General features: G+C 66.7%; 4 protein-coding genes. 1 reads left to right on the plus strand and 3 read right to left on the minus strand.

The features are described 5' to 3' along the window. Together VEG08_06295 and VEG08_06300 are read right to left on the minus strand one after the other, a co-directional pair. Positions 1-1,842: hypothetical protein (locus VEG08_06295; protein HXZ27595.1), on the minus strand; the 1,842-nt coding region annotated here is incomplete at its 3' end. 123 nt (positions 1,843-1,965) lie between these two features. Then, positions 1,966-3,183 carry an ABC transporter permease gene (locus tag VEG08_06300; protein HXZ27596.1) on the minus strand — a complete coding sequence of 406 codons (1,218 nt, stop codon included), beginning with the start codon at positions 3,181-3,183 and terminating at the stop codon, positions 1,966-1,968. A gap of 91 nt (positions 3,184-3,274) precedes the next feature. Between VEG08_06300 and VEG08_06305 the strand changes: the two genes are divergently transcribed. Further along, the gene (locus tag VEG08_06305) at positions 3,275-4,174 is read left to right on the plus strand and encodes an aldo/keto reductase (protein ID HXZ27597.1); all 900 of its coding nucleotides are present in this window, start codon (positions 3,275-3,277) and stop codon (positions 4,172-4,174) included. A gap of 40 nt (positions 4,175-4,214) precedes the next feature. Here the strand turns inward: VEG08_06305 and VEG08_06310 are convergent. Beyond that, the coding region (locus VEG08_06310; protein ID HXZ27598.1) for an acetamidase/formamidase family protein at positions 4,215-4,748 on the minus strand (534 nt) is incomplete at its 5' end.

The following is a 4,748-nucleotide window of genomic DNA, read 5'->3' on the forward strand; positions in this document are numbered from 1 at the left end:
AGTACCCGCGTCGAAGGGCGAGGCCTCGATGATACTCACCAGGCTCCACTCCGGCATGCCCTTGGGAGTGACGTTGGTCCAGGTCTTGCCGCCGTCGCGGCTGAGCTGCACCAGGCCGTCGTCGGTCCCTGCCCAGAGCAGGTCTTTCTGCACCGGCGACTCCGCCAGCGCGAAGACCACGTCGTAGTACTCCACGCTGGTGTTGTCCTTGGTGATGGGGCCGCCGGAGGCTCCCTGCTTGGACTTGTCGTTGCGCGTCAGGTCGGGGCTGATGGCCGTCCAGCTCATGCCCTGGTCGGTGCTCTTGTAGACCTGCTCGCCCGCGGTGTAGAGCACGTTGGCATCGTGGGGCGAGACGAAGATCGGCTCCGTCCAGTTGAAGCGGTGGGGATAGTCGCCCACACCGTGGCCGGAGTTGTCCAGCGGCACCACGGAAATGTCCTGCGCCTGCATGGTGCGCTTGTCGAAGCGGCTGATGAAGCCGGCGTTGCCTCCGGCGTAGACCACGTTGGCGTCGCGCGGGTCGGGAGCGATGTAGCCGCTCTCCCCGCCGGCCACGTCGTACCAGTCCCAGCGCCCGATCACGCCCTCGTCGTCGTAGCTGGCGATGGCGATGGTGGAGTTGTCCTGCTGCGCCCCGTAGATCCAATAGGGAAAGCGGTTGTCGGTGATGACGTGGTAGAACTGCGCCGTGGGCTGGTTCTCCTGCGAGGTCCAGGTCTTGCCGCCATCCACGGTGATGGTGGCGCCACCGTCATTGCCGTTGATCATGCGCTGCGGGTTGGTGGGATCGATCCACAGGGCGTAGTGGTCGCCGTGCGGCGCGGGCAGCAGACTGAAGCTCTTGCCGCCGTCGGTGGAGCGGAAAAGCCCGGTGTTGGCCACGTACACGGTGTCCTGGTTCTTGGGATCCGCCCAGACGTGCGTGAAGTACCAGGCGCGCTGGCGATAGCGCTCGTCGTCGTTGACGCGCGCCCAGCTCCCGCCGCCGTCGTCGGAGCGGTAGAGCCCGCCCTCTTTGGCTTCCACCAGAGCGTACACGCGTTCGGGATTGGCGGCCGAGACGCTCACCCCGATGCGTCCCAGGATGCCCTCCGGCCAACCCTTGCCCTCGATCTTCTTCCAGGTCGTCCCGCCGTCCACCGACCGGTAGAGCCCGCTGCCCGGGCCGCCGCTCGAGAGGCTCCAGGGCGTACGCTGCGCCTGCCACAGCGCCGCGAACAGCACGTTGGGATTGGTAGGGTCGAAGACCACGTCGATGGCGCCGGTGTGGTCGTCCTGGGAGAGCACCTTCTGCCAGCTCTTGCCGCCGTCGGTGGTGCGGTAGAGGCCGCGCTCCGCGTTGGGGCCGTAGGCGTGCCCCAGCGCCGCCACAAAGACGACATCGGGATTGCGCGGGTGCACGATGACGGCCCCGATGTGCTGCGTGTCTTTCAGTCCGAGGTTGGTCCAGGTCTTGCCCCCGTCGGTGCTCTTGTAGACGCCGTCGCCGAAAGAGATGTTGCCGCGGATGCAGGCTTCGCCCGTGCCCACGTAGATGACGCTGTGGTTGGAGGGCGCCACTGCCAGCGCTCCGATCGACGAGACATCTTCGTGGTCGAAGAGCGGGACCCAATGTCCGCCGCCATCCACCGACTTCCATAGTCCTCCCGCCACCGCGCCGAAGTAGTAGGTGCTGGGATCGCCGGGGATGCCCTCCACCGCCAGCACGCGTCCGCCGCGGAAGGGCCCCACCTCGCGCCACTTCATGCCGGAAAACAGGCTCTGGTTGTACTGCTGAGCTGCGCCCGCGGATACCAGCACCGCGCACGCAAGAACCACCATCCATCCGCGACGGATCATGAGGAAGACTCCTGTCAGATAGTCGAGGCGGGAAATCTTACCTTGCCGCGGGGTTTTGTAGTAGTCCTGGAAGGTAGGACGGCGGTCCTGCAGGCCAGCAGAAGGAGCCGCCGTGGGCGCTCCCTACTCGTAGCGCAGTCCCTCGACCGGATCGAGCTGCGAGGCCTTGCGCGCCGGGTAGTAGCCAAACAGCAATCCCACGCCCACCGAGAACAGGCTGCCCAGAGCCAGCACCGCCCCCGTCAGTTGTGTGGGAAACCCGAAGAGGGCCTTGACCAGCGCCGAGGAGGCGACGCCGGCGCCCAGTCCCAGCAGGCCGCCCAGAGTGCTCAGCACGATGGCCTCGCTGAGGAACTGCACCTGCACGTCCCATGCGGTGGCGCCCACCGCCAGCCGCACCCCGATCTCGCGGGTGCGCTGCGTCACCGAAACCAGCATGATGTTCATAATGCCCACGCCGCCCACCAGCAGCGAGAGCGAAGCCACGCTGGCCAGCAGCAGGGTCATGACCTCGCTGGTGGCCAGTTGCGCCTTGATGATGTCTTCGGGGGAACGGATGTTGAAGTCGTCATCCTCGCCCGGGTTGAGGTGGTGCCGCTCGCGCAGGATGCCGATGATCTGCTGGGTGGCCGTGGCCATGGAATCGCGCGACTCCGCCGAGCAGAAGATGTCGTCCAGCCAGTACGCGCCCGTGATCTTCTTCATCACCGTGGTGTAGGGCATGACGATGAAGTCGTCCTGGTCCTGGCCCATGGCCGACGCTCCCTTGGGCGCCAGCACCCCCGTCACTTTGCAGGGCAGATTGTTGACGCGGATGGTCTCGCCCACCGGGTCCCGGCCGACGAACAGGTTGTCCGCCACCGTCTGCCCCAGCACGCACACCAGGTCGGCGCTGGCCACGTCCGAGGGCCCGAAGAACGAGCCCTCTCCCATCTTCCAGCGCCGGATCTCGAGGAACTCCGGCCCCACCCCGCGGTAATGCGTGGACCAGTTCTGGTTGCCGTAGACGGCGGTCAGGTGGCCATCCACGTTGGGGGTCATGGTCTTGATCAGCGGCACCTGCGCCCGGATGGCGTCGGCGTCCTGCAGCACCAGGGTGCGGATGCCGCGCGAGCCGGCGCGGATGCCGCTGCGGGTGCGGCTGCCCGCCTCGATCCAGATGAAGTTGTCGCCCAGGTCCGACAGTTGTGCCTCGATGCGCTTGCTGCCGGCGTGGCCGATGGCCACCACGCAGATGAATGCGCCCACCCCCACCGCCAGCCCCAGCACCGTCAGCACACTGCGGATCCAGTTGCGCCGCAGGGTGCGGAACGACTCCCGCAGGATGGTGTGGGCGTCCATAACGTTTTCCAGCACCAGTATAGGAAGAGGGGCTATCCGAAGCCAGTGCCCAGGGCGAATCCTTCCCGCTCCCGCCATCATCCAAGCGGGCATGATCGAGAAGCGGCAGTTCGGCAGAACCGACATGCAAGTGAGCGTGCTGGGCTTCGGCGGGGCAGAGATCGGCTTCCACCAGGTGCCCCAGAGCGAGGTCGCCCGCCTGCTCAACCAGGCCCTCGACGACGGCCTCAATGTCATCGACACCGCCGAGTGCTACGTCGAGAGCGAGACGCTGATCGGCAACGCGGTCTCCCGCCGCCGCAAGGATTTCTATCTGTTCACGAAATGTGGGCACGTCAAGAGCATGGAGCACGAGGACTGGAGCTACGCTTCCCTGCTGCGCAGCATCGAGCGCAGCCTGAAGCGCCTGCGCACCGACCACCTCGACCTCATCCAGTTGCACAGTTGCTCGCTAGAGGAACTCAAGAAGGGCGAGGTCGTCCGCGCATTGGAGGAGGCGAAGCGCAAGGGCCAGACACGTTACATCGGCTACAGCGGCGACAGCCAGGCAGCGCGCTTCGCCGTAGAATGCGGCCGCTTCGATGCCCTGCAGACCTCAGTCTCTATCGCCGACCAGGAGGCCATCGAGCTGACGCTGCCGCTGGCGCGGGAGCGCGGCCTGGGCGTCATCGCCAAGCGTCCCATCGCCAATGCCGCCTGGCGCACCGGCAAGAAGCCGGCCAACCCCTACCACCACGCCTATTGGGAGCGCCTGCAGAAGCTGGACTACCCCTTCCTGCGGGACGGGGTGGAGCGTTCGGTGGCGACCGCCCTGCGCTTCACCTACGGGGTGCCCGGCATCCACACCCTGATCGTGGGCAGTACCCAGCCCGGCCGCTGGAAGCAGAACGCCGCGCTCTTGGCCGCCGGACCTTTGCCCGAGGCCGAATCGCAGGCAATCCGCCGACGCTGGAAGGAAGTGGCCGACGCTTCCTGGGCGGGCGAGATCTGAAACGGGGGAGAGCAGGCGCGGATCATGATCTCGGCCCCAGCTATTTCTTCTTGGGCGGCAGGTACTTCTTCTGGATGCTGGCCACCACCACGTAGTTGGGGTCCACCATCTCGGTGACGTGCGCCTGCCCCACCTGGGAGAGCAGTTCGTAGGCGTCCATCTCGGAGAGGCCGTAGTCCGTGTGGATCCAGTGCACCAGTTCGGTGAAGGCGATGCGTAGGGCGTCGTCGAGCGGGCGGTAGGCGCCCACCGCCATGATGGCCTGGTCGTTCTCGAAGCGCGGCCAGGCGATGTGCTGCCCCTTGATGACGTCCACCTGCAGGCGCGCTTTCAGCGGGACTTCAATGGCGGTGCCCGCGATCTCGCCGTCGCCCATGGCGGCGTGGCCGTCGCCCACGTAAAGCAGCCCGCCCGCGACGTTCACCGGGAAATACACGGTATTGCCGGCGCGGGCTTCGGGGGCGTCCATGTTGCCGCCGAACTCCGCCGGCACCACCGAGCTGCGCGCCTCGCCGTCCGCCGGCGCCACCCCGATGCAGCCGAAGAAAGGCCGCAGCGGGATCTCCACCGAGAA

It is taken from the genome of Terriglobales bacterium (genome assembly GCA_035624475.1).
Lineage (GTDB): Bacteria > Acidobacteriota > Terriglobia > Terriglobales > Acidobacteriaceae > DASPRL01.